Below are 25,267 nucleotides of genomic sequence, written 5' to 3'. Positions count from 1 at the left end.
CAATTTTCCCCCTCGCTGGAGACTGACCATGCATTTTGATATCGCCTGGCAAGAGGTTGATACCGTTCTGCTGGATATGGACGGCACGCTACTCGACCTCGCCTTCGACAACTACTTCTGGCAAAAACTGGTTCCGGAAACCTGGGGCGCCGCGCGGGGGCTCAACCTGCAGGAATCCAGAGACGCGATGCGCCAGGAGTATCATGCGGTACAACATACGCTAAACTGGTACTGCCTGGACTACTGGAGCGAGCGACTGGGTTTGGATATTTGTGCGATGACCAGCGAGCAGGGGCCAAGGGCCGCGCTGCGTGAAGATACCGTGCCGTTCCTTGAGGCGCTTAAAACCAGCGGTAAACGGCGGATTTTGCTGACCAACGCCCATCCACATAATCTGGCGGTGAAGCTAAAGCATACCGGGCTGGACGCGCACCTTGATTTATTGCTTTCCACCCACACATTTGGTTATCCGAAAGAGGATCAGCGGCTGTGGCACGCGGTAGCTGAAGAAACCGGCTTCGACGCGCGCAATACGCTGTTCGTCGATGATAACGAGGCAATTCTGGACGCGGCGGCGGAATACGGCATCCGCTATTGCCTCGGTATCACCAATCCCGACTCCGGGCTGGCGGAAAAAAGCTACGCTCGCCATCCAGGGTTGAACGATTACCGGCACCTGATCCCCTCGCTGACCCTACAGGAGAGGCCATGAAAGAAAAACCCGTCGAAGCCGTCAGGCTGGACAAATGGTTGTGGGCAGCCCGCATTTATAAAACCCGTGCGCTGGCGCGCGAGATGATTGAAGGCGGCAAGGTGCACTATAACGGACAGCGCAGTAAGCCGGGAAAGGTAGTCGAGCTGAATGCGACCCTGATGCTCCGCCAGGGCAATGACGAACGCACCATCGTGGTAAAAGGCATTACCGAACAGCGCAGACCCGCCAGTGAAGCCGTCGCGCTTTATGAAGAGACGGCTGAGAGCATCGAGAAACGCGAGAAAGTGGCGCTGGCGCGCAAAATGAACGCCTTAACCATGCCGCATCCCGACAGGCGACCGGATAAGAAAGAGCGGCGCGACCTGATGAGATTTAAACACGGCGATAGTGAATAACTGTGGCCCGCAAGAGAGATGATTATGACTCAACACGATCAATTACACCGCTATCTGTTTGAAAACTATGCCGTACGCGGTGAGCTGGTAACAGTTTCAGAAACTTTAGAACAGATTCTGACCAACCATAGCTACCCGCAGCCGGTGAAAACCGTGCTGGCGGAACTGCTGGTCGCCACCAGCCTGCTGACCGCCACGCTGAAGTTCGCGGGCGATATTACCGTTCAGCTGCAGGGCGATGGCCCGCTGTCGCTGGCGGTGATCAACGGCAACAACCAGCAGCAGATGCGCGGTGTCGCCCGCACCCAGGGTGAGATCCCGGAAGGGGCGGACCTGAAAACCATGGTCGGCAACGGGTATCTGGTCATTACCATCTCTCCGGAAGAGGGCGAGCGCTATCAGGGGGTGGTCGGTCTTGAAGGCGATACGCTGGCGGCCTGCCTCGAAGATTACTTCCAGCGCTCCGAACAGCTGCCAACCCGACTGATTATCCGTAGCGGTGAACACGAAGGTAAACCGATGGCCGGCGGCATGCTGCTGCAGGTTCTGCCGGCGCAGGACGCGCAGGCGGCTGATTTCGAACATCTGAGCACGCTGACCGAAACCATCAAAGCTGAAGAGCTGTTTACCCTGCCCGCAAACGATGTGCTCTGGCGCCTGTATCACGAAGAAGAAGTTACCGTATACGAGCCGCAGGGCGTTGAGTTTAAATGCACATGCTCTCGCGAGCGCTGCGCCGGCGCGCTGAAAACGCTGCCGGATGAGGAGATCGATAGCATCCTGGCCGACGAAGGAGAAATCGATATGCACTGCGACTATTGCGGTAATCATTACATCTTTAATGCGATGGATATCGCCGAAATTCGTAACAACGCCTCCCCGGCCGACCCGCAAATCCACTAATCCTCACTTTGTCAGGCGCGGTTTTCCTCCTCGCGCCTGGCGTCAACAATTTTTCTTCGCGTGGTGAATCGATTCCCCATGAAAGAGTTACGTAATTTTCTTTCAGGTAAGCGATTACATTCACATTTCAACAGTTTTTTTAATTACTTTTTAACCATTAAGAAACATCTACCCCCACTGTAGCCCTAATTCCTGAGATAATCCCCTGCGCCTCGTGACAGGAGTCACAACGTTTTTCGTAAGTCCGCCGTTTGTCGAGATACGTAAATCTATGAGCCTGGTCGCGGTCTATACCCCGTAATAAACCCTACAATTTAAAGCAGTACATATTGGCTAAGGAGCAGTGACATGCGCGTTAATAATGGTTTAACCCCGCAGGATCTCAAGGCTTATGGTATCAATGACGTCCAGGATATCGTCCATAACCCCAGCTACGATACTTTGTATCAGGAAGAGCTCGCCCCCAATCTTCAAGGTTATGAACGTGGCGTATTAACAAATCTTGGTGCAATCGCCGTAGATACCGGTATTTTTACCGGCCGTTCTCCAAAAGATAAGTATATCGTTCGTGACGACACCACCCGCGATACCGTGTGGTGGGCCGATAAAGGCAAAGGTAAGAACGACAACAAGCCGCTTTCTGAGGAAACGTGGCAGCACCTGAAGGGGCTGGTGACCCGCCAGCTCTCCGGCAAGCGCCTGTTTATCGTTGACGCCTTCTGCGGCGCCAACGCCGACACCCGCCTGAGCGTCCGCTTTATTACCGAAGTCGCCTGGCAGGCGCATTTCGTGAAGAACATGTTTATTCGCCCAAGCGATGAAGAGCTGGCGAACTTCAAGCCGGATTTCATCGTGATGAACGGCGCTAAGTGCACCAACCCGCAGTGGAAAGAACAGGGTCTGAACTCCGAAAACTTCGTCGCGTTCAATCTGACCGAGCGCATCCAGCTTATCGGCGGAACCTGGTACGGCGGCGAAATGAAAAAAGGGATGTTCTCGATCATGAACTACCTGCTGCCGCTGAAGGGCATCGCTTCCATGCACTGCTCCGCCAACGTCGGGGAAAAAGAGGATGTCGCTATCTTCTTCGGCCTTTCCGGTACCGGCAAGACCACCCTCTCTACCGATCCGAAACGCCGCCTGATTGGCGATGATGAACACGGCTGGGATGACGACGGGGTATTCAACTTCGAAGGCGGCTGCTACGCTAAGACCATTAAGCTTTCCGAAGCCGCGGAGCCGGATATTTATCATGCGATTCGCCGCGATGCGCTGCTGGAGAACGTGGTCGTGCTGGCCGATGGCACCATCGATTTTAACGACGGTTCAAAGACCGAAAACACCCGCGTCTCTTATCCGATCAATCATATCGAGAACATCGTTAAGCCCATCTCCAAAGCCGGTCATGCCACCAAGGTTATCTTCCTGACCGCCGACGCGTTTGGCGTTCTGCCGCCGGTTTCTCGTCTGACCGCCGACCAGACCCAGTACCACTTCCTGTCTGGCTTCACCGCCAAGCTGGCCGGTACCGAGCGCGGCGTCACGGAGCCGACGCCAACCTTCTCCGCCTGCTTTGGCGCCGCCTTCCTGTCGCTGCACCCGACGCAGTACGCAGAAGTGCTGGTGAAACGTATGCAGGCTTCCGGCGCCCAGGCCTATCTGGTCAACACCGGCTGGAACGGCACCGGCAAACGTATCTCGATCAAAGATACCCGCGCCATAATCGATGCGATTCTTGATGGTTCGCTGGACAATGCCGAAACCTTCACTCTGCCGATGTTTGAGCTGCAGATCCCGACCGAGCTGCCGGGGGTGGATACCCATATCCTCGACCCGCGCAACACCTACGGCTCGCCAGAGCAGTGGCAGGAGAAAGCGGAGCAGCTGGCGAAGCTGTTTATTGAGAACTTCGAGAAGTACACCGATACGCCAGCGGGCGCTGCGCTGGTGGCCGCAGGGCCGAAACGCTAATCAGGTCCGCAGATATGAAAAAGCCGGGAATCGCTTCCCGGCTTTTTTTAGGCTTACATCAGGCAGGCTTCTTCTTACTTGCCGCCTTACGCCGCTTATCCAGATCCTTAATCAGCTTATTCACCTGCTCATCGGCAAACATCGCCTCAAGCGTGGTGGAAAGCTTACGACGCCAGTTTGGATACTCGGTGCTGGTCCCGGGAATATTGACCGGCTCGGCCATCACCAGCCAATCCTCCGGCTGCAGGCCCAGCAGCGCGCTGTTGCTGTCGGCGATATAGCGCTGCATCCCACGATTCAGGGTCGGCGTCATCGCCATCAGCGACGCTTTATGCCCGGTACGCTTCGGCAGACAGCCGTAGCGGTGCAGAGCATCCAGCAGCCCCTGCTTCGCCAGCTCGCGATCCTGATACAGTCCGCGCAGTACCACCTCATCCGGATACAGGCCGAGCGATTTACCCAGCGTCAGGTCGCCGCTTTCCCAGTAGCCGCGCAGCGTTGGCAGGTCATGCGTCGTAGCCACAGCCATTGATTGCTCCGGATACGCCTTCGGCGCACGGAAAGTCTTTTCGTGGTCATTTTCGAAATAGAGCACTTTGTAGGAGTAAACGCCGCTTTTACGCAGCTTGCCGACGATTTCAACCGGTACGGTTCCCAGATCCTCGCCGATCACCATACAGCGATGACGCTTACTCTCCAGCGCCAGAATCGACAACAGATCGTCTACCGGATACTGCACATAGGCGCCATGATCGGCCGTCTCGCCGTAAGGGATCCACCACAGACGCAGTACCGACATCACGTGATCGATGCGGAGCGCCCCGCAGTTTTGCATATTCGCGCGCAGCAGCTCGACGAAGGGCTCATAGGCGCGCGCCACCATGATATGCGGATCCATCGGCGGCAGGCCCCAGTTTTGCCCCAGCGGGCCGAGGATATCCGGCGGCGCGCCGACGGAAGCCTTCAGGCAGTACAGTTCGCGATCGCACCAGGTCTCAGCCCCGCCTTCCGCAACGCCCACCGCCAGGTCACGATACAGGCCGATCGGCATGGAATCGTTCTGGCTGGTATGCCAGCACTCGGCGAACTGGGTGTAAGCGAGCCATTGCAGCCACAGGTAAAAATTCACCTCGTCGGCATGTTCGGCGCAGAACGCTTTAACCTCCGGGCTATCGGTATCCTGATAAGCCTTCGGCCACGCGGGCCAGCCCCAGCGCATCGGATCCTGCTTAACCTGCCAGGCGTGCAGCGCGTCAAACGCCGCCTGCCAGTACAGGCTGTCGCCCTCGCGCGTGACAAACTGGCGGAACTCCGCCATCGCCTCATCGTTGCGCGCGGAAAAACCTTTCCAGGCCATGCGCAGCGCGGTGAGCTTGAGGGTGGTCACGGCGGTATAATCAACATCATCGGTCTGACGCGCCGCCTGTAAAGTCTGCTGCGTAGCCGGTGAATGCCACCATTTCTGCGCCTCTTTGCTGTGACGGAAATCCTCTACCGCATTGACGTCAATATAGATAACGTTGAGCCAGCGGCGCGAAGAGGGGCTGTACGGACTGGCGCTCTCTGGGTTAGCCGGATAGAGGGCGTGAATCGGGTTAAGTCCGATAAACGAGCCGCCCCGGCGGGCGATTTCCGGTAGCATCGCGCGTAAATCGCCGAAGTCGCCAATCCCCCAGTTCTTCTCCGAGCGCAGCGTATACAGCTGCACGCAGGTTCCCCACAGCTTCTGGCCATCCTTCAGCGCCTGCGGTTCGTAGCAGCGCGCGGGCGCGACGATCGCCCGGCAGTGCCAGCGATCGCCGTCCTGAGTCAGCGTCAGCGTATGGTACCCTTCCGGTAATCTTGCCGGCAGCGGCAGCGTTTCACCGCCGCGCGCCTGGCCCTGATACTGTTTCCCTTCTTCGGTGGTGAGGATCCAGTGGAACTCCCCCTGGCCCGCTACCGGCAGAGACATCTTTTTGCCGTGGGTGAACACCTGCACCGCTGGCAGCGGGTTAACCGCCACCTTCGGGGTGACAGTGGTACGATGCATCGCATCAAGCAGCCGCTGCTTAGTGGCCGCAGCAATGGACTGCGGCTTACCGTGCGCGTTGATATAGCTTGGGCTTATTCCCGCCGCCAGGGCTGCGTTATCAAGGCGTTTAGTCTCCATAGGCCTGTCCTTAGCGTTTTGCCTGCCAGATACGTTGCTGATAATCGCGAATCGAGCGGTCGGAGCTGAACATGCCGCAGCGCGCGGTGTTCAGAATCGTCGCGCGCGTCCAGGCTTCCTGGTCGCGATACAGCTCATCAACCTGCTTCTGCGCCGCCACGTAGGCTTCAAAATCCGCCAGCACCAGGTACGGGTCGCCGCCTTTCAGCAGACTGTGCAGCATCTGGTCGAAAGCATGCTTATCGCCATCGCTGTATTTACCGCTCTCCAGCTCTTTCAGCACAGCGTCCAGCAGCTTGTCTTTCTTACGCCATTTCAGCGGATCGTAGCCTTTGGCCTTCAGCGCTTTCACTTCTTCCACGGTATGACCGAAGATAAAGATGTTTTCTTCGCCTACCTGCTCAGCGATTTCCACGTTCGCCCCGTCAAGGGTTCCCACGGTCAGCGCGCCGTTCAGCGCCAGCTTCATGTTGCCGGTACCGGAGGCCTCTTTACCCGCCGTTGAAATCTGCTCGGAGACATCCGCCGCCGGGATCAGCATTTCCGCCGCCGAGACGCAGTAGTCCGGCAGGAACACCACTTTCAGCTTATCGCCGACCAGTGGATCATTGTTGATCGCGGCGGCAACCTTGTTGATCGCCCAGATAATATTCTTCGCCAGGTAGTAGCCCGGCGCCGCTTTCGCGCCGAACAGGAATACGCGCGGTACGCGGTCCGCCTGCGGGTTCTCACGAATTTCTTTGTACTGCGCAAGAATGTTCAGCAGGTTCAGGTGCTGACGTTTGTACTCGTGCAGACGCTTGATCTGGATATCGAAAATCGCCTGCGGGTTGATCTCGATACCGGTACGCCGCTTCACAAACTCCGCCAGACGAACCTTGTTGGCCAGCTTAATGTCGCGATACGTCTGACGGAACTTCGCGTCATCGGCATATTTTTCGAGGTTGATCAGCTGGTCGAGATCGTTGGCCCACTCTTTCTTCAGCGTTTTATCCAGCAGCGCGGCCAGAGCCGGGTTACACTGTTTGATCCAGCGGCGCGGGGTAATGCCGTTGGTGACGTTATGGAATTTATTCGGCCACAGCTGGTGATATTCCGGGAACAGATCTTTCACCACCAGGTCGGAGTGCAGCGCGGCCACGCCGTTAACCGCAAAGCCGCTGACCACGCACATGTTCGCCATGCGAACCTGTTTATCGTGCACCACCGCCAGTTTCGCCCATACCTGCTTATCGCCGGGCCAGGTTTTATCGACCAGCGTTTTAAAGCGATCGTTAATCTCTTTGATGATCTGCATGTGGCGCGGCAGCAGCGCTTTTACCAGCTTCTCATCCCAGCACTCGAGCGCTTCCGGCATCAGGGTGTGGTTGGTATACGCGAAGGTTTTGCTGGTAATCGCCCAGGCCTCGTCCCAGCTCAGCTGATGCTCATCAATCAGTACGCGCAGCAGTTCCGGAATCGCAATCGTCGGGTGAGTATCGTTAAGCTGGATAACTTCATAATCCGCCAGCTCCGCCAGCTTACGGCCCGCCAGGTGATGGCGACGCAGAATATCGGCGACCGAACAGGCGCACTGGAAGTACTGCTGCATCAGACGCAGTTTTTTACCCGCCTGATGGTTATCGTTCGGATAGAGAACTTTCGTCAGTTTTTCGGCGTCAATGCCCTGCTGTTCAGCACGCAGGAAATCACCGTCGTTGAATTTGGTCAGGTTAAACGGATGCGCGTGTTTAGCCTGCCACAGGCGCAGCGGCTGAGCCACGTTGTTGCGGTAGCCCAGCACCGGCAGATCCCAGGCTTCCCCGGTAATGACGAATGCCGGAACCCACTCACCGCCTTTGGTCACTTTACCGCCGAGGCCAACCTGCACGTCCAGCGCTTCGTTGTGGCGGAACCACGGGTAGCTATTACGCCCCCAGTCATCCGGCGCTTCCATCTGCTGACCGTCAGCGAAAGACTGGCGGAACAGGCCGTACTGGTAGTTCAGGCCGTAGCCGGTCGCCGATTGTCCCACGGTGGCCATTGAATCAAGGAAACATGCCGCCAGACGACCGAGGCCGCCGTTGCCCAGGCCCGGGTCGATTTCCTCTTCCAGCAGGTCGGTCAGGTTAACGTCATGCGCCTGAAGCTCATCGCTGACCTGCTGATACCAGCCGAGGTTGAGCAGGTTGTTGCCGGTCAGGCGACCAATCAAAAACTCCATTGAGATATAGTTTACGTGGCGCTGTCCTTCGGTCGCTTTTGCTACCGGCTGAGCCGACAACAGCTCGGACAGCGCACCGCTTACGGCGCGCCACCATTGACGCTGGGTCATCTCGGAAGCGGACTGTAAACCAAAATGCTGCCACTGACGCGTCAGTGCAGCCTGAAACTGAGCTTTGTTAAAAGAAGTCTGTGACATAAGTAATCCGGGTCCTTTACTAAAACGTTAGCGTTAGTGTGCCGACCTCCCGGAGTCACGTCCTCATCCCGCCAGGGATTAGCCGGGGAGGAGTAGCAGGGATGAGCGAAAAGTGTGATCGTGGCCACTATTACGTTAGCTTACCGGCAAAAATTATGCTGCAAAATTCGCCACGCTGGAACCACAAATCAGCCTGTCTGGCGCGCACAATTTTGTTACAAGCCAGGACGATAAAAGCGGGCAAAACGCCGTTTTGTAAATATTGCCAAATAAAAGTAAATATCCGCAGAATAAACGGACTGTAATGCAGAAATAGCTCAAAAAGATGACTTATAAGATTTCACTGATAATATTTTATTAAAAACAAACAGCTACTAATTTTGTAATAAAAGATTAGCTTATCGTGCCTAAAACTTCCGCAATCCCAATAACCGCGCCCGCTGACGCGCATTTATATGAATTTCTCTCACTATGCAAATTTGTGACATAGAGCAAATTCAAGAGCATAAAACTCGGACATAACTTGCAATAAAATTCATTATGGCCGACCTTATTGGATATTAATTACGAAGCGCAAAAAAATTCGCAATTCCTCCCTTGCACAGCGAAATGAAGAACTATGTTGATTCCGTCTAAATTAAGTCGCCCGGTCCGCCTTGAACACACTGTGGTTCGTGAGCGATTGCTGGCGAAACTTTCCGGCGCGAACAATTATCGTCTCGCGTTGGTGACCAGTCCGGCTGGATACGGTAAAACCACGCTCGTTTCTCAATGGGCTGCGGGGAAAAACGATCTCGGCTGGTTCTCGCTGGATGAAGGCGATAACCAACAGGAGCGTTTTGCCAGCTATCTTATCGCCGCCGTTCAGCAGGCCACCGGCGGCCACTGTGCGGCCAGCGAAGCGATGGTGCAAAAGCGCCAGTACGCCAGCCTGCCCTCTCTCTTTGCGCAACTGTTTATTGAGCTGGCCGACTGGCAGCGCCCGTTATTCCTGGTGATTGATGATTATCATCTGATCACCAATCCGGTTATTCATGATGCGATGCGTTTCTTCCTCCGCCATCAGCCGGAAAATATGACGCTGGTGGTGCTGTCGCGTAATCTGCCGCAGCTGGGCATCGCCAACCTGCGCGTGCGCGATCAGCTGCTGGAAATCGGCAGCCAACAGCTGGCTTTTACCCATCAGGAAGCGAAACAGTTTTTCGACTGTCGTCTCAGCTCGCCTATTGAGGCCGACGATAGCAAAAGGCTGTGCGACGATGTTGCCGGCTGGGCCACCGCGCTGCAGCTGATTGCCCTCTCGGCACGTCAGAACAATACTTCCGCCCATCACTCCGCCCGCCGTCTTGCCGGTATAAACGCCAGCCATCTTTCTGACTATCTGGTCGATGAGGTGTTGGATAACGTTGACCCGCGGACGCGTAACTTCCTGCTGAAAAGCTCGCTGCTGCGCTCGATGAACGATGCGCTCATCGTCCGCGTCACCGGCGAAGAGAATGGCCAGATGCAGCTGGAAGAAATTGAGCGTCAGGGATTATTCCTGCAACGGATGGACGACTCCGGCGAATGGTTCCGCTACCATCCGCTATTCGGCAACTTCCTGCGCCAGCGCTGCCAGTGGGAGCTGGCGGTCGAACTGCCGGAAATTCACCGTGCGGCCGCTGAGAGCTGGATGGCCCAAGGCTTCCCGAGCGAAGCGATTCATCACGCCCTGGCCGCGGGCGACGCCAAAATGCTGCGCGATATTCTGCTCAACCACGCGTGGGGCATGTTTAACCACAGCGAGCTGAGTTTGCTGGAACAGTCCCTCGCCGCGCTGCCGTGGTCAAACCTGCTGGAAAACCCGCGCTTGATTCTTTTGCAGGCCTGGCTGATGCAAAGCCAGCACCGCTATAGCGAAGTCAATACCCTGCTGGCGCGCGCCGAGCAGGAGATGGATACAGAAATGGACACCGCCATGCACGGTGATTTCAACGCCCTGCGTGCCCAGGTGGCGATTAACGCCGGCGATCAGGACGAAGCCGAGCGCCTGGCGATGGTGGCCCTTGATGAACTGCCGCTGGCCAGCTACTACAGCCGTATCGTTGCCACATCCGTACACGGCGAAGTTCTGCACTGCAAAGGCCAGCTGAGCAAATCGCTGGCGGTCATGCAGCAGACGGAACAGATGGCCCGCCGTCATGACGTCTGGCACTACGCGTTATGGAGCATGATCCAGCAAAGCGAAATTCTCTTCGCGCAGGGCTTCCTGCAGGCCGCCTGGGAAATTCAGGAAAAAGCGTTCCAGCTCATTCGCGAACAGCATCTGGAACAGCTGCCGATGCATGAGTTCCTGCTGCGTATTCGTTCCCAGCTGCTGTGGGCCTGGGCGCGGCTGGATGAAGCGGAAACCTCCGCGCGCAGCGGCATGAACGTACTCTCCTCCTATCAACCGCAGCAGCAGCTGCAGTGCCTGACGCTGATGGTGCAATGCTCGCTGGCGCGCGGCGATCTGGATAACGCCCGCAGCCATTTGAATCGCCTGGAAAACCTGTTGGGCAACGGTCATTACCATAGCGACTGGGTATCCAATGCCGATAAAGTGCGGGTGATCTACTGGCAGATGATCGGCGACAAGGCCGCCGCGGCGAACTGGCTGCGCCAGACGCCAAAACCGGAGTTCGCCAATAACCACTTCCTGCAGAGCCAGTGGCGCAATATCGCCCGCGCGCAAATTCTGCTCGGCGATTTTGATTCCGCCGAAATGGTGCTGGATGAGTTAAACGATAACGCCCGCTCGCTGCGTTTGATGAGCGATCTGAACCGCAACCTGCTGCTGCTCAACCAGCTCTACTGGCAGGCCGGGCGTAAGAGCGAAGCGCAGAAAGCGCTGCTGGAAGCGCTCACCCTCGCTAACCGCACCGGGTTTATCAATCATTTTGTCATTGAAGGCGAAGCGATGGCGCAGCAGCTGCGCCAGCTGATTCAGCTTAATACGCTGCCGGAGCTGGAGCAGCACCGCGCCCAGCGTATTCTGCGCGATATCAACCAGCATCATCGCCATAAGTTCGCCCACTTTGACGAGAGCTTCGTCGAGCGGCTGCTGAACCATCCGGAAGTGCCGGAACTTATCCGTACCAGCCCGCTGACCCAGCGCGAATGGCAGGTGCTGGGGCTCATCTATTCCGGCTACAGCAACGAGCAGATCGCCGGTGAGCTGGACGTGGCCGCCACCACCATCAAAACGCATATTCGCAATTTGTATCAGAAGCTGGGCGTGGCGCACCGCCAGGATGCCGTTCAGCATGCCCAGCAGCTGTTGAAAATGATGGGATACGGCGTATAAGCCGCTATCGGCTGGCCTTATGCATCGCCACCCTGATTCATCGCCGGCGGAAAATATCCCTCCGCCTGGCGTTCTCCCTCTCCATCACCGGAGATAAGCGAGTGACGTATCACCCGCGGCATCACGCCGTGCAGCGCGCGTTGGTCTGCCACGGGAAATGTTAATGAATCAGCACAGCTCCAGCTGAAGATTATTGTCGGTAATCACCTTCAGCACGCCGGCCGGCGGCATTACATCGGTGTAGACCGCATCAACCATACTGATGCTGCCCATATTGACCATCGCGTTACGGCCAAACTTAGAATGGTCAACGACCAGCATCACGTGACGGGAGTTTTCAATAATCGCCCGCTTGGTGCGCACTTCATGGTAGTCGAACTCCAGCAGTGAGCCATCGGTGTCGATACCGCTGATGCCGAGAATGCCGTAATCAAGACGAAACTGGGAGATAAAGTCCAGGGTGGCTTCACCGATGATACCGCCATCCCGGCTGCGCAGCTCGCCGCCGGCCAGGATAATGCGGAAGTCCTCTTTCACCATCAACGTATTGGCGACGTTGAGGTTATTGGTGACGATACGCAGATCGTTATGGTTAAGCAGCGCATGGGCTACCGCTTCCGGCGTGGTACCGATATCGATAAACAGCGTCGCGCCGTCGGGGATTTCACTCGCCACCTTGCGGGCGATGCGCTCTTTTTCCTGGGTCTGGGTCGATTTCCTGTCGTGCCAGGAAGTATTCACCGAGCTGGAAGGAAGCGCGGCGCCGCCGTGATGACGCAGGATCATTTTCTGATCGGCTAAATCATTCAGATCGCGGCGAATGGTCTGCGGGCTGACGGCAAACTGCTCGACAAGCTCTTCGGTACTGACGTATCCCTGTTTTTTTACCAGCTCGATAATCGCGTCATGACGTTGTGTTTGTTTCATGAAATATCCCTGGGAATCTCTACGTTCGTTTTCGCACATTCTGCGTATCAACAAACGCCATCGCCAGCCCGGTCACCAGACCGGCCACGTGCGCGCCGTTCGCAATCGACATGCCGAAAACATCAAACCAGCCAGCAATTAACCACACTAAAGAGAAGAGTATCAAGCCGCGCTGTAAATAAACGCCGCTCTGCGGATCGCGCTCGCCTCGCAGCCAGACATAGCCCATTAGCGCATAGACCACGCCGGACAGTCCGCCAAACCACGGTCCGCTAAACTGATGCTGAACAAAGCCGCTCAGCAAGGCGCTGATTACGGTAATCACCACCAGCTTGCCGCTGCCAATGCGCTTTTCTACCGCTCCGCCGAGGTACCACCACCATAGCAGGTTGAACAGAATATGCATCAGCGAGAAGTGCATGAGCGCATGGCTAAAGTAGCGCCAGACTTCAAATTTCAGCGAAGGATCGTAGGGCCAGGCCAGCAGCAGCATGACCGGCCGATCGCCAATGACCGTTTGCAGGACAAAGACGGCGATGCAGGCGATAAGCACGCTCCAGGTAAACGGCCCGGCGTTTTGGCGAAGCGTCGCTAAAAAGGGGAAGCGCTGATAGTGCAGCCCGCTGTTGGTGTGCCCCGACTGCCAGCTGGCGGCGAGGTAACGCGGATCGGCGGGATTTTCCAGAAAACGGGCCAGCTCGGCCTGCACGCGTCCGGCCTGGGACTCATCGGCCAGCCAGATATCGCTCTGCGTATGCTGCTGAATAGTCAGAATAATCCCCTGCGTCGCCATATAGTCGACAAACGCCTGGGCCACGCGCGGGTTGGCAAAAGAGGTAATCATTAACATGCAGCGGATCGCTTATTCCACACAAAGGGAGATATTATAGCCACAACCGACGCTAACGCCTAAAGTGCGCCATGCGCGACTTCCGCCGGGAAATGCCGATGCCAGGCATCAAACCCGCCATCCACGCTATAAACCTTGTCGTAACCCTGCTGCAGCAGGTACTGCGCGGCGCCTTTGCTGCTGTTGCCGTGATAGCACATCACCATGACCGCCGTATCAAAATCGTTGTCGCGCATAAACGCGCCCAGCGTATCGTTAGTCAGATGAAATGCGCCCGGCGTGTGGCCCATCGCATAGCTTTGCGGGTCGCGAATATCGACCAGCACCGCCGTCTGCTGGTGCATTTTCTGGTGGGCTTCTTCTACGTTAATACATTCAAAGCGATCCATAAGCTCTCTTCTTTATATACGGATATACAGGCAGGCGGCGAAACGCCCTGGATTTTAGCGTCTAGTGTACAGCCTGGCGCTAAATAAACGCCAATATGTTACACGCATCACTCTGAAATGTTTTTTTGATGTTACCAATAGCGCGATTGTTTGCTATATTGAGCGATATCGAACATTTATGAGCTTAAACGAAAGTGTAAGAGGTGGCGAGCGTGGAAACCAAAGATCTGATTGTGATAGGGGGAGGCATCAACGGTGCCGGTATCGCGGCAGACGCCGCAGGGCGTGGTTTATCCGTGCTGATGCTGGAGGCGAACGATCTGGCCTGCGCCACATCCAGCGCCAGCTCAAAGCTGATTCACGGCGGGCTGCGCTACCTTGAACACTATGAGTTCCGCCTGGTGAGCGAAGCGCTGGCCGAACGTGAAGTATTGTTAAAAATGGCCCCGCACATCGCCTTTCCGATGCGCTTTCGTTTACCGCATCGTCCGCACCTGCGCCCGGCGTGGATGATCCGCATTGGCCTGTTTATGTACGATCATCTGGGCAAGCGCACCAGTTTACCCAGCTCAACCGGGTTGCGTTTTGGCACAGAATCGGTACTTAAACCTGAAATCGTGCGCGGTTTCGAATATTCCGACTGCTGGGTCGACGATGCACGCATGGTGCTGGCCAACGCCCAGATGGTTGTGCGTAAAGGCGGGGAAGTGCGTACCCGTACCCGCGCCATCTCGGCAAAACGTGAAAACGGTTTGTGGATTGTTGAGGCGGAAGATATTGATAGCGGCGAGAGGTTTACCTGGCAGGCGCGCGGTCTGGTTAACGCCACCGGCCCGTGGGTTAAACAGTTCTTCGACGAAGGGATGCACCTGCGCTCACCTTACGGTATCCGTTTGATTAAGGGCAGCCATATCGTCGTACCGCGCGTGCATGCGCAGAAGCAGGCCTATATCCTGCAAAATGAAGATAAGCGTATTGTTTTTGTGATCCCGTGGATGGATGAATTCTCCATCATCGGCACCACTGACGTTGAATATAAAGGCGACCCAAAAGCCGTGGCGATCGACGGTAAAGAGATTAACTATCTGCTGAACGTCTATAACGCCCACTTTAAAAAGACGCTCACGCGGGACGATATTGTCTGGACCTACTCCGGCGTGCGCCCGCTGTGCGACGATGAATCCGACTCACCGCAGGCGATCACCCGTGATTACACTCTCGATATTCACGATGAAAACGGACAGGCTCCGCTGCTGTCGGTCTTTGGCGGCAAGCTCACGACCTATCGTAAGCTGGCCGAGCATGCGCTGGAAAAACTGACGCCTTACTACAAAGGCATCGGCCCGGCATGGACCAAAACCGCGGTACTGCCCGGCGGCGATATCGGCGGCGATCGTGACGACTACGCGGCGAAGCTGCGCCGGCGCTTCGCGTTCATTAGCGAATCGATGGCCCGCCACTATGCGCGGACTTACGGCAGCAATAGCGAGTGGATCCTCGGCGAAGCGACTTCACTTGCCGATCTGGGCGAAGATTTCGGCCACGAGTTTTATGAAGCCGAGCTGCGCTATCTGGTAGAACACGAGTGGGTACGCCGTCTGGACGACGCTATCTGGCGCCGGACCAAACAAGGTATGTGGCTGAATGCCGAGCAGCAGGCGCGTATCAGCGAGTGGCTGGCGCAGCACGCGGGAAAGTCTGAACTGTCGTTAGCGTCGTAAAACCGTAAATAGCAACGGGGCCTGGTGGCCCCGTTTTGTTATGGCTAACCCGTTACAAGCGTACCGGATCGATATGCCAGATATGGTCGGCATACTCCTTGATCGTACGGTCAGAAGAGAAGTAGCCCATATTGGCGATATTGAGCATTGCTTTGTTGGCCCACTCTTCCGGGTGAAGATACAGCTCATCCACCTTATCCTGACAATCCACGTAGCTACGGAAATCCGCCAGCACCTGATAGTGGTCGCCGAAGTTGATCAGCGAATCCAGCAGATCGCGATAGCGGCCCGGCTCCGATGGGCTGAACAGGCCGGTGCCGATCTGCGTCAGCGCCTGGTGCAGCTCTTCATCCTGCTCATAGTAATCACGCGGTTTGTAGCCGTCGGCACGCAGGGCCTCCACCTCTTCCGCCGTATTACCGAAGATAAAGAAATTATCCGCCCCTACGTGCTCCTGCATCTCAACGTTAGCGCCGTCCAGAGTACCGATGGTTAACGCGCCGTTAAGCGCGAACTTCATATTACTGGTCCCGGAGGCCTCCGTTCCCGCCAGCGAAATCTGCTCGGAGAGATCCGCCGCCGGAATGATCAGCTGCGCAAGGCTGACGCTGTAGTTAGGGATAAACACCACTTTCAGCTTATCGCCAATCTGCGGATCGTTATTCACCACCGCCGCGACGTCGTTAATTAAATGAATAATATGTTTGGCCATGTAGTAAGCCGACGCCGCTTTTCCGGCGAAGATATTCACCCGCGGCACCCACTCGGCGTCGGGGTTGGCCTTAATGCGATTGTAGCGAGTAATCACGTGCAGCACGTTCATCAGCTGACGTTTGTACTCGTGAATACGCTTGATCTGCACATCAAACAGCGCCTTCGGATTCACTACCACATTAAGCTGCTGACCAATGTAGTTCGCCAGCCGCTGCTTGTTTTCCAGCTTAGCCTGACGCACCGCCTGGTTGACCTTCGGATAGTCAATATGCTGCTCCAGCTCCTTCAGCTGGCTCAAATCCGTGCGCCAGGTATGGCCGATATTTTCATCCAGCACTTTCGATAGCGGCGGATTCGCCAGCGCCAGCCAGCGGCGCGGAGTCACGCCGTTCGTGACGTTGGTAAAGCGCATCGGGAAGATTTTGGCAAATTCGGCGAACAGCGACTCGACCATCAGCCGGGAGTGCAGCTCCGACACGCCGTTGACCTTGTGGCTCACCACCACCGCCAGCCACGCCATGCGTACGCGACGACCGTTGGACTCGTCGATAATCGACGTCCGGCCCAGCATCGCCGTATCGTTAGGGTACTGCTCCTGGAGGGTTTTCAGGAAATAGTCGTTGATCTCGAAGATAATCTGCAAATGACGCGGCAGGATTTTACCCAGCATATCGACAGGCCAGGTCTCCAGCGCTTCGCTCATCAGGGTATGGTTGGTATAGGAGAAGACCTGGCAGGTCACCTCAAACGCCTCATCCCAGCTAAACTTATGCTCGTCAATCAGCAGGCGCATCAGCTCCGGAATCGACAGCACCGGATGCGTGTCGTTGAGGTGAATCGCGATTTTGTCCGCCAGGTTGGCGTAAGTTTTATGCAGCTGGTAGTGGCGGCTGAGGATGTCCTGCACCGTCGCTGAAACGAGGAAGTACTCCTGCCGCAGGCGCAGCTCGCGTCCTGAATAGGTCGAGTCATCCGGATAGAGTACCCGCGACACGTTCTCGGAATGGTTTTTATCTTCCACCGCCGCGAAGTAGTCGCCCTGGTTGAATTTACCGAGGTTGATCTCGCTGCTGGCCTGGGCGCTCCACAGGCGCAGCGTGTTGGTGGCGTCGGTGTCGAAGCCAGGGATAATCTGGTCATAGGCTTCGGCAATAATCTCTTCGGTCTCCACCCAGCGGGAGTATTTACCTTCCTGCTGAATGCGTCCGCCGAAGCGCACTTTGTAGCGCGTATTATGGCGCTCGAACTCCCACGGGTTACCGTATTCCAGCCAGTAATCCGGGGATTCTTTCTGCCGCCCATCGACGATATTCTGCTTAAACATCCCGTAGTCGTAGCGAATACCGTAGCCGCGGCCCGGTAACCCCAGCGCCGCAAGCGAATCGAGGAAGCAGGCCGCCAGACGACCAAGACCGCCGTTGCCTAAGCCCGGGTCGTTTTCTTCATCAATTAATTCTTCAAGGTTCAGCCCCATCTCTTCCAGCGCGCTGTTCACATCCTCATAAATGCCGAGCGATAACAGCGCGTTGGACAACGTACGGCCAATCAAAAATTCCATCGACAGGTAGTAAACCTGGCGAACTTCCTGAGAGAGCTGCGCGCGGTTTGAGCGCAGCCAGCGCTCAACCATACGATCGCGAACGGCGAACAGCGTGGCGTTGAGCCATTCATGCTTGTTAGCGATAGCCGGGTCTTTGCCGATGATAAACATCAGCTTATAAGCAATAGAGTGCTTTAACGCCTCAACGCTCAGGGTGGGTGACGAGTAGCTAAAAGGTACATTCATAGCTTTGGCTCCTGGTTACAGCAAGCGTTGATAAAGTTCGCGGTAAGAATTCGCGGCAACCTGCCAGCTAAAATCCATATTCATCGCCTGACGCTGGACGTAGCGCCAGAGCGATGGGCGCGACCACAGAACGAACGTGCGTCGAATCGCCCGCAGCAGCGACAAGGCGTTGCTATCTTCAAACACAAAGCCGGTAGCCAGGCCATCGGCGAGGTTCTCCAGCGAGCAGTCGGAAACGGTGTCCGCCAGGCCGCCGGTACGCCGCACCAGCGGTAGCGTGCCGTACTTCAGGCCGTACAGCTGGGTTAAGCCGCACGGTTCAAAACGGCTCGGCACCAGAATCACATCGGCGCCGCCCATAATGCGGTGCGAGAAGGCTTCATGGTAGCCAATCTGTACGCCAACTTTGCCCGGATGTTCAGCCGCGGCGGCAAGGAACCCCTCCTGCAGCACCGGATCGCCCGCCCCCAGCAGCGCCAGCTGACCGCCCTGTTCAAGCAGGCCCGGCAGCGCTTCAAGCACCAGATCCAGCCCTTTCTGGCTGGTCAGACGGCTGACAACGGCAAACAGCGGCGCTTTGTCATCCACCTTCAGCCCCATGGCGATTTGCAGCTGGCGTTTATTCTCCGCTTTTTCTTCCAGCCGATCGCGGTCATAGCGCGCGGCCAGCAGCAGGTCGCTTTCCGGATTCCAGATATGGTCATCCACCCCGTTGAGGATCCCGGAGAGGCGGCCCTCGTGCTGACGCTGACGCAGCAGCCCTTCCATCCCATAAGCGAACTGCGGCTCGGTGATTTCACGGGCATAGGTCGGGCTGACCGCCGTAATATGATCGGCGTAGTAGAGACCAGCCTTCAGAAAAGAGATTTGGCCGTTAAACTCCAGGCCATGAACGTTATAGAACGACCACGGCAGTTCAATGTCGTTCATATGCCACGAGTAGAACATCCCCTGGTAGGCCAGGTTATGCACCGTAAAGACCGACTTAGCCGGGTGGCCGCGCGCCGCCAGATAGGCCGGCGTCAGGCCCGCATGCCAGTCGTGGGCGTGAACAACATCAGGGCGCCAGAAAGGATCCAGGCCGCAGGCCATCTCGCTGCCTACCCATCCCAGCAGCGCAAAGCGCAGCACATTGTCGGTATAGGCGTGCTGATTGGTATCGTGATAAGGGCTCCCTGGCCGATCGTAGAGATGCGGGGCATCAATCAAATAGATGCCCACGCCGTTAAAGTGCCCGAACAGCAGAGTGATGCGCCCGGCAAAGGTCTCCCGGCGCGTCACCACCTGCGCATCCGTTACGCCACGACGAAGATCGGGAAACGCGGGCAGCAGCACGCGCGTGTCGACGCCCCCTGCGATTTGCGCTGCAGGCAGCGCGCCGATCACATCCGCCAGTCCACCGGTTTTTAACAGCGGGAACATCTCTGAACATACATGTAATACCTGCATTAGCGCTCCTGTGGGTACCCCAATTTCCGCAGCATGTCGCGGGTGACCAGCACGATACCTTCCTCCGAGCGGTAGAAACGGCGTGCATCCTCTTCCGCGTTCTCCCCAACAACCATACCTTCCGGGATCACGCAGGCGCGGTCAATAATGCAGCGACGCAGGCGGCACGAACGGCCAACCCAAACCTCTGGCAACAAAACTGCCGAATCAATGTTACAGAATGAATTCACCCGCACGCGCGGGAACAGCACCGACTGCACGACCACCGAACCAGAGATAATACAGCCCCCGGAGACCAGCGAGTTCAGGGTCATCCCGTGGCTACCCGAGCGGTCCTGAACGAATTTTGCCGGTGGCAAAGGCTCCATATGGGTGCGAATCGGCCAGTTCTGGTCGTACATATCCAGCTCCGGGGTCACCGAAGCCAGATCGAGGTTGGCTTTCCAGTACGCTTCCAGGGTCCCAACATCGCGCCAGTAGGGTTCAGACTGCGGATCGGACTGTACGCAGGAGAGCGGGAAAGGATGTGCATAAGCCATGCCAGCTTTAGTGATTTTCGGGATGATGTCTTTACCAAAATCGTGGCTGGAGCTTTCGTCGTTATCGTCGTCTTCCAGCAGCTCATAAAGGTAATCCGCATCAAAGACATAGATACCCATACTCGCCAACGATTTGCTGGCATCGCCCGGCATCGCCGGAGGGTTAGCCGGCTTTTCGACGAAATCGATAATCTTATCGCTCTCGTCCACCGCCATCACCCCGAACGCCCGTGCTTCTTCAATAGGCACCGGCATACAGGCGACGGTGCAACGCGCGCCTTTTTCGACGTGGTCGATAAGCATCCGCGAGTAGTCTTGTTTGTAAATATGGTCGCCCGCGAGGATAACGACGTACTCCGCCTTGTAGCGACGAATGATGTCGAGGTTCTGCGTCACCGCGTCCGCCGTGCCGCGATACCAGTTTTCGCCCTGCATCCTTTGCTGGGCGGGCAGCAGGTCAACAAACTCGTTCATCTCTTCATTGAAGAACGACCAGCCGCGCTGGATATGCTGCACCAGAGTATGCGATTGATACTGGGTGATGACGCCGATACGGCGAATGCCTGAGTTAATACAGTTAGATAACGCAAAATCGATAATGCGGAACTTGCCGCCAAAATGGACAGCAGGTTTCGCGCGTTTATTGGTCAGATCCTTCAGACGGGTACCACGTCCCCCGGCAAGGATCAGCGCAACGGATTTGATCGGCAACTGACGCGCCAGCATCAACGGATCGTTCTTTTCTACCCCAACCATAATTAACTCCTTTTTTACTCCCCAGCTTGCCTGCCCTTCTCGCCGCGCCGTCGCTTCGAGACCAACCGGAAGCCTCGAGGTTACGACCTTTGAAATACGCACACTCCGTGCGCGGGCCCATGCCAGACAGCCATAGTGACCGGATTATCCTCTCCGGCGAAAGGTGGAATGGCGCGCCATTCCCCCGCAGGTAAAACCATCTCCGCCACCTCGGCGGTGGCGTTGAGCGCCATCAGCCAGCGATCGGACAATATGATCTGCATACGCGGCGCACCGTGCTGCCATTCATCGGCGGACAGCGGCTGCGCATGTTGGTTTAACCAGCGAACGCGGCCGTCTCCCTCCTGCCACCAGCGATTCTCGGTTAAAGCCGGAATACGCTGGCGCAGATGAATTAACGCGGCGGTGAACGCGGTCAGCCCGCGGTTAGTATGGTTCCAGTCCAGCCAGGTCAACGCATTGTCCTGACAGTAAGCATTATTGTTGCCATGCTGGCTGTGACCGTGTTCGTCACCCGCCAGCAGCATCGGCGTTCCCTGCGCCAGCAGCAGCGTCGCAAGGAGCGCGTGAACGCTGGCACGACGCCGTTCAATCACGGCAAGACTCCCTTCTAATCCTTCTATACCATGATTGTTGCTGTAGTTATTGTTAGTCCCATCGCGATTCTCCTCCCCGTTCGCCTCATTGTGTTTCTGATTGAAACAAACGCAGTCGCGCAGGGTAAAACCGTCATGGGCGGTGATAAGATTCACCGCCGCCGCAGGTGCTCGTCCGTGACGCTGAAAGACGTCGCTGGAGGCGGCAAAACGCTGAGCGAAGTCGCCCAGCGAGACACTCTGCTGCAGCCAAAAACGACGCCCGGTATCGCGGAAATGGTCGTTCCACTCAGCGAACAGCGGCGGAAAATTCCCCACCTGGTAGCCGCCGGGGCCGATATCCCAGGGTTCCGCGATCAGCTTCACCTCCGCCAGGCGCGGATCGTTACGGATGGCCTCGAACAGCGGCGCATCCTGACGAAACGCCGGCGTCCGCCCCATCACCGAGGCCAGGTCGAAACGAAAGCCGTCGACGTGACACTCATCGACCCAAAAGCGCAGGCACTGGCGGGCATACTCCACCACGCCGGGGTGGCTGAGGTTGATGGTGTTCCCGCAGCCGGTCCAATTGTGGTAATCACCGTCTTCCCTGATCCAATAATAGCTACGGTTATCGATTCCGCGCAGGGAGAAGGTCGGCCCTTCCAGGTCTATCTCCGCGCTATGGTTGAGCACCACATCAAGGATCACTTCAATGCCCGCCGCATGCAGCGCTTTAACCGCATCGCGAAACTCATTTAACGCCTGTTCCGGCGCGCTGGCGTAGCGAGTGTCGAGGGCGAAAATCGCCAGCGGGTTGTAGCCCCAGTAGTTGCTTAACCCCATCCGCTGAAGGCGCGGTTCGCTGGCGAACTGCGCCACCGGCATTAACTCTAGTGCAGTAATGCCAAGCATGCGGAAGTAATCGATCATCACCGGGTGACCGAGCGCTTTGTAGGTGCCGCGGATATTCTGCGGTAGATCGGGGTGCAGATACGTCAGCCCCTTGACGTGGGCTTCATAAATCACCGTCTGGCCCCACGGCGTGCGCGGCGGCTTATCGCCGCGCCAGTCGTAATGCAGGTCGATCACCCGCGACTTCGGCGCTATCGCCGCGCTGTCGCGGTTGTCGGGAGCGAAGTCGCCGCCGTGCAGACGCTCATCGTCAGGCAGCCCGCCCGCCACCTGATGGCAGCAGGGGTCGAGCAGCAGCTTGGCCGGGTTGAAGCGGTGTCCCTGCGCCGGGTCCCAGGGCCCGTGGACGCGATAGCCGTAGCGCAAGCCAGGCCCGGCATCGGCGAGCCAGCCGTGCCAGATATCGCCGCTGCGCGTGGGCATATCGACGCGCCGCTCATTGCCCTGGTCGTCAAACACGCAGAGTTCCACCCGCTCCGCATGGGCGGAAAAGAGCGCGAAATTCACGCCCTTACCGTCGTAGCTGGCCCCTAAAGGCGCGGGCTTTCCTGCCGTGAGTACGATCATTGCGCCTCCCGCACCAGCCACACCGTCGCCAGCGGCGGCAGGGTAATGGAGAGGGAGTGCTCACGACCGTTGCTGGCGATCGCTTCGCTTTCAACGACCCCGCCGTTGCCGGTATTGCTGCCGTGGTAGTGCATGGAGTCGGTGTTCAGCTCTTCACGCCAGCGGCCGGGCTGGTTGATGCCAAAGCGGTACTCATGACGCGGCACCGGAGTGAAGTTGCTGGCGACGATGATTTCATTGCCCGCCCTGTCGCGACGAACAAAGATAAACACCGAGCGCTCGTGATCGTCCACCACCAGCCATTCGAAACCGTAAGGGTCGAAATCCAGCTCATGCAGCGCTTTGTGGTGACGATAGGTATGGTTGAGGTCGCGCACCAGCCGCTGGACCCCGTGGTGCCAGTTATCGCCGCCCTCCAGCAGATGCCAGTCGAGGCTCGCATCGTGGTTCCACTCGCGCCCCTGAGCAAACTCATTGCCCATAAACAGCAGCTTTTTACCCGGGAAGGCAAACAGCCAGCCGTAGTAGGCGCGCAGGTTGGCGAACTTCTGCCAGGCGTCGCCCGGCATGCGGTCGAGTATCGATTTTTTGCCGTGCACCACTTCATCATGCGAGAGCGGCAGGACAAAGTTTTCGGTGTAGTTGTAGAGCATACCGAAGGTCATCTTGTCGTGATGATGTCGGCGATGCACCGGGTCCAGCTTCATGTAGTCGAGGGTGTCGTGCATCCAGCCGAGGTTCCACTTGAACCAGAAACCCAGCCCGCCGGTGGAGGAAGGACGGGAAACGCCGGGAAAATCGGTCGACTCTTCCGCCATCGTCACCGCGCCCGGCGTCTGTTCGCCCAGCACGCGGTTGGTATTACGCAGAAACTCAATCGCTTCAAGGTTTTCCCGACCGCCGAACTCGTTCGGCACCCACTCGCCCTGTTTGCGGCTGTAGTCGCGATAAATCATCGACGCCACCGCATCGACCCGCAGCGCGTCAATGCCAAAGCGCTCGATCCAGTACAGCGCATTGCCGACCAGGTAGTTGCTGACCTCGCGACGGCCATAGTTGTAGATCAGGGTATTCCAGTCCTGGTGATAGCCTTCGCGCGGGTCGCTGTGTTCATACAGCGAGGTGCCGTCAAACGAGGCGAGGGCAAAATCATCCGCCGGGAAATGACCGGGCACCCAGTCCAGAATGACGTTAAGCCCCGCGGCGTGCGCGGCGTTGATAAAGTAGCGGAAATCCTCCCGGGTGCCGAAGCGACGGGTGGGCGCGTACAGCCCGGTTGGCTGATAGCCCCAACTGCCGTCAAAAGGATGCTCGTTAACCGGCAGCAGTTCGAGGTGGGTAAAGCCCATCCATTTGGCATACGGGACCAGCTGGTCGGCAAGCTCGCGGTAGCTTAGCCAGAAGTTATTATCGGTGTGGCGACGCCAGGATCCGAGGTGCACTTCATAAATCGAGATCGGCGCATCAAACTGATTCGCCTGCTTGCGCGCCGGCGGCTGCTCGACCTTTTCCGGCAGCCCGCAGATAAGCGAGGCGCTCTCCGGACGCATTTGCGCTTCAAAAGCGTAAGGGTCGGATTTCACCCGCAGGTTGCCGTGAGCATCGATAAGCTCGAATTTATACAGCTGGCCGTTCAGCGCGCCGGGAACAAACAGCTCCCAGATGCCGGACTCTTTGCGCAGGCGCATCGGATGACGGCGACCGTCCCAGTAGTTGAACTGGCCGACAACTGACACCCGGCGGGCGTTAGGCGCCCAAACCGAGAAGCGCGTGCCGACCACGCCGTCCATGGTGTCGGCATGCGCGCCCAGCGTTTCATAAGGACGCAGATGCGTGCCTTCCGACAGCAGCCAGACATCGAGATCCTGCAACAGCGGGCCAAAACGATACGGGTCATCAATCAGGTTCTGCTGCCCGTGCCAGGTGACGGCCAGCTGATAGCGAAAAGGATTTTTGCGGCGCGGCAGAACGCCGCAGAAGAAACCGCGCGAGTCGAGGCATTCTAGCTTGCCGACTTTGCGTCCGGTTTTTGGTTCAATGACCCACACATCGGTGGCATCGGGTAATAATGCGCGAACTTCCAGCCCGGCGTCGGCGTAATGCATGCCAAGCACGGAAAAAGGATCCGCAAAATGGCCGGCGATAAGCGCATTAATCACGTCCTTATCAATACGATTAGACATGGTTTCATCCTGTTGTAGGTGTCGCCCTTTCCTG

The 25,267-nt window shown here is 57.1% G+C and carries 16 protein-coding genes; 6 read left to right on the top strand and 10 right to left on the bottom strand.

Annotated features, from left to right (window positions below):
* Window positions 1–28: 28 nt before the first annotated feature.
* The 4 genes from yrfG (at window position 29) to pckA (ending at window position 3,984) form a co-directional block, all read left to right on the top strand.
* A complete protein-coding gene (gene yrfG / locus GUC22_RS01815; protein ID WP_154932402.1) occupies window positions 29–712 on the top strand; it encodes a GMP/IMP nucleotidase in 684 nt (227 codons plus the stop codon).
* Window positions 709–1,110, top strand: a complete 402-nt coding sequence (gene hslR / locus GUC22_RS01810; protein ID WP_004126060.1) for a ribosome-associated heat shock protein Hsp15 — start codon at window positions 709–711, stop codon at window positions 1,108–1,110. Before yrfG ends, hslR begins: the two co-directional genes overlap by 4 nt.
* A gap of 18 nt (window positions 1,111–1,128) precedes the next feature.
* Window positions 1,129–2,013: an Hsp33 family molecular chaperone HslO gene (gene hslO, locus GUC22_RS01805; protein WP_162685354.1), complete on the top strand. Its 885-nt coding sequence runs from the start codon at window positions 1,129–1,131 to the stop codon at window positions 2,011–2,013.
* A 348-nt stretch (window positions 2,014–2,361) separates the two neighbouring features.
* On the top strand, window positions 2,362–3,984 hold the full coding sequence (gene pckA / locus GUC22_RS01800; protein WP_004870264.1) for a phosphoenolpyruvate carboxykinase (ATP): 1,623 nt from the start codon (window positions 2,362–2,364) through the stop codon (window positions 3,982–3,984).
* 58 nt (window positions 3,985–4,042) lie between these two features.
* On the opposite strand, the gene malQ is transcribed toward pckA, so the two are convergent.
* A complete protein-coding gene (malQ, locus tag GUC22_RS01795; RefSeq protein WP_049087559.1) occupies window positions 4,043–6,136 on the bottom strand; it encodes a 4-alpha-glucanotransferase in 2,094 nt (697 codons plus the stop codon).
* A 10-nt stretch (window positions 6,137–6,146) separates the two neighbouring features.
* Entirely contained in the window at window positions 6,147–8,537 is a 2,391-nt protein-coding gene (malP, locus tag GUC22_RS01790) for a maltodextrin phosphorylase (RefSeq protein ID WP_024359828.1), read from the bottom strand.
* Between the two features lie 619 nt (window positions 8,538–9,156).
* Here malP and malT point away from each other — a divergent pair.
* Complete coding sequence (gene malT / locus GUC22_RS01785; RefSeq protein WP_004870255.1) at window positions 9,157–11,862, top strand: HTH-type transcriptional regulator MalT; 2,706 nt, start codon at window positions 9,157–9,159, stop codon at window positions 11,860–11,862.
* Between the two features lie 168 nt (window positions 11,863–12,030).
* Here the strand turns inward: malT and GUC22_RS01780 are convergent, their stop codons facing one another.
* The 3 genes from GUC22_RS01780 to glpE are packed head-to-tail and all read right to left on the bottom strand — an operon-like array spanning window position 12,031 to window position 14,028.
* A complete protein-coding gene (locus tag GUC22_RS01780) occupies window positions 12,031–12,789 on the bottom strand; it encodes a DeoR/GlpR family transcriptional regulator (protein ID WP_024359827.1) in 759 nt (252 codons plus the stop codon).
* A 19-nt stretch (window positions 12,790–12,808) separates the two neighbouring features.
* Window positions 12,809–13,639 (bottom strand): rhomboid family intramembrane serine protease GlpG, encoded by an 831-nt coding sequence (gene glpG / locus GUC22_RS01775; RefSeq protein WP_049100366.1) that lies wholly within the window; start codon window positions 13,637–13,639, stop codon window positions 12,809–12,811.
* Window positions 13,640–13,698: 59 nt separating this feature from the next.
* Complete coding sequence (gene glpE, locus GUC22_RS01770; RefSeq protein ID WP_004126086.1) at window positions 13,699–14,028, bottom strand: thiosulfate sulfurtransferase GlpE; 330 nt, start codon at window positions 14,026–14,028, stop codon at window positions 13,699–13,701.
* A 212-nt stretch (window positions 14,029–14,240) separates the two neighbouring features.
* Here glpE and glpD point away from each other — a divergent pair, with 212 nt between their 5' ends.
* A complete protein-coding gene (glpD, locus tag GUC22_RS01765; RefSeq protein ID WP_024359826.1) occupies window positions 14,241–15,749 on the top strand; it encodes a glycerol-3-phosphate dehydrogenase in 1,509 nt (502 codons plus the stop codon).
* A 52-nt stretch (window positions 15,750–15,801) separates the two neighbouring features.
* On the opposite strand, the gene glgP is transcribed toward glpD, so the two are convergent.
* From glgP to glgB, 5 genes are all read right to left on the bottom strand, one after another.
* Window positions 15,802–18,249 (bottom strand): glycogen phosphorylase, encoded by a 2,448-nt coding sequence (gene glgP / locus GUC22_RS01760; protein ID WP_049087561.1) that lies wholly within the window; start codon window positions 18,247–18,249, stop codon window positions 15,802–15,804.
* A gap of 15 nt (window positions 18,250–18,264) precedes the next feature.
* A complete protein-coding gene (glgA, locus tag GUC22_RS01755; protein WP_004126091.1) occupies window positions 18,265–19,698 on the bottom strand; it encodes a glycogen synthase GlgA in 1,434 nt (477 codons plus the stop codon).
* The gene (glgC, locus tag GUC22_RS01750; protein WP_004126094.1) at window positions 19,698–20,993 is read right to left on the bottom strand and encodes a glucose-1-phosphate adenylyltransferase; all 1,296 of its coding nucleotides are present in this window, start codon (window positions 20,991–20,993) and stop codon (window positions 19,698–19,700) included. The genes glgA and glgC overlap by 1 nt, the downstream gene beginning before the upstream one ends.
* A gap of 80 nt (window positions 20,994–21,073) precedes the next feature.
* Window positions 21,074–23,050, bottom strand: a complete 1,977-nt coding sequence (glgX, locus tag GUC22_RS01745) for a glycogen debranching protein GlgX (protein ID WP_024359823.1) — start codon at window positions 23,048–23,050, stop codon at window positions 21,074–21,076.
* On the bottom strand, window positions 23,047–25,233 hold the full coding sequence (gene glgB, locus GUC22_RS01740; protein ID WP_098141364.1) for a 1,4-alpha-glucan branching enzyme: 2,187 nt from the start codon (window positions 25,231–25,233) through the stop codon (window positions 23,047–23,049). Before glgB ends, glgX begins: the two co-directional genes overlap by 4 nt.
* Window positions 25,234–25,267: the final 34 nt, after the last annotated feature.

It is taken from the genome of Klebsiella sp. MPUS7 (assembly GCF_009905335.1).
GTDB classification, from domain to species: domain Bacteria; phylum Pseudomonadota; class Gammaproteobacteria; order Enterobacterales; family Enterobacteriaceae; genus Klebsiella; species Klebsiella grimontii.
Note: the sequence above shows the minus strand (reverse complement) of the source record. Positions and strands in the feature narration are given on the sequence as shown.